The following is a 1,563-nucleotide window of genomic DNA, read 5'->3' as shown; positions in this document are numbered from 1 at the left end:
GTTCCGGAAATTCATGGGTTAATGAGTGATTTTCACCTAACATAGAGACCTCTTGAGTGGCGTTATTGATGTTTACTCTACTTGTTTTTTAATCAATTCAATATTAACCATAGCACTTCATTCGGGGTGATATCGTCGAGTTGACCACACTTTTACGCAACGTATTTAATTTACAATATCTTAACTATTTGGTATTCAAAAGCCCCCGTCTTCTGGTCAAAATCTCATCATTTTCTACTACATTTAATAGACTTCCCACTAAGAAGGTAACCCCAATGAACACCATAAAATTCAGCCTAGTTGGTGCAGCGGTGGTAGTCGCACTCTTTGGCTGTAACTCTGACAGTAATACCATCACCACGACAACTCCTGTGACTCTATCCGTCTCTGATGCGCCGATAGACGACGTTTCCGAAGTGGTCATCACTTACAGCAAAGTCGCTTTCCTTCCTCTTGATGGCGGATCACCACAAATTTTTGAGGTGTATAAAACCGATGAAGAAGGCAATTACGTGGATGAAAACGGCGATCCAATTCCTGATGGTGAAGATCCTCTGCCGTTGAGTGTTAACTTGCTCAACTATCAAGGCAGTGATGTTCAAGAGCTGGTTGAAGATGAAGTGATTCCTTCTGGCAACTATAAGTTGTGTGTGTTTGCCAATGATGGCGCTCACCCCGACTACCCATCGTATGTGATTGACGAAGCGACAGGAAATCAAATCCCACTGACCGTCAAAGGCGATGGTGCTTGTCCTTAAGGCGTGGGTAAAGAGCCTAACTCTGGGGTATTGTTCTTTAACAACACCTTTGCGGTTAATCCTGATAACAATGAATTCGTAGTCGAGTTTGATCTGCGTCGAGGCTTAAAAGACGGAACGGGTCAAAATGAAGGGTACAGTATTCAGCGCACTTCGGTGACCTTGATCAACACCGTTACGACAGGTGAAATTCAGGGCGATGTCGCCGCACAAACCTACGCAGATTGCGAAATTGATACGTCCAGTGCAAACGACTATGCGCACGCCGTTTACTTATATGAAGGCAGCGTCGCCAAAGAGGACATGGGGCCATTTGCTGGCGAAGACGGAAAAGCCACACCAATTGCAGCAGCCAACGTGGTTCCAGATATGGAGCAAGCCAATTACGAATACGAGTTTGGCTTTGTAGAACCCGGCACCTACTCGGTTGGCTATACCTGCACTGCAAATGATGACTCTGAAGAAGGTATTGTCGCCGGAGAAACCTTCAGTATTTATCAAGCAACAAGTGGGTTAACGGTATCGGCTGGTGCTGATACGGATGCCAATTTCTAACCACCTATCAAAAGATTCTAAAAATAAGGCAGCGCTTGTTTTGGGCTCTGCCTTTTCGTTCCATGCGACTGCATTCTTTTCGCCAAGCCGCGTGTTTCTGATGCTTAGAAAAAACTGATGGGTAGATAGAAATCCAGCTCAAACGCCTCATCATGGCTGAGGAAATGGTTTTTATGATAATGAACATAAGCGGGCGTGGAACGTTGCTTAAAGCCTGAGTTAGGCAACCACTTCTCTAATACCATACTCA

General features: G+C 44.9%; 2 pseudogenes. One reads left to right on the top strand and one right to left on the bottom strand.

Features of this window, described 5'->3' with window-relative positions:
* Positions 1–275: 275 nt before the first annotated feature.
* Positions 276–1,313: pseudogene (locus R7070_RS24945) on the top strand (DUF4382 domain-containing protein).
* 104 nt (positions 1,314–1,417) lie between these two features.
* On the opposite strand, the pseudogene R7070_RS24940 reads toward R7070_RS24945, so the two are convergent.
* A pseudogene (locus R7070_RS24940) lies at positions 1,418–1,563 on the bottom strand (AraC family transcriptional regulator); the annotation flags it as partial.

The organism is Vibrio sp. 1557, assembly GCF_033340175.1.
Taxonomy (GTDB): domain Bacteria; phylum Pseudomonadota; class Gammaproteobacteria; order Enterobacterales; family Vibrionaceae; genus Vibrio; species Vibrio alginolyticus.
Note: the sequence above shows the minus strand (reverse complement) of the source record. Positions and strands in the feature narration are given on the sequence as shown.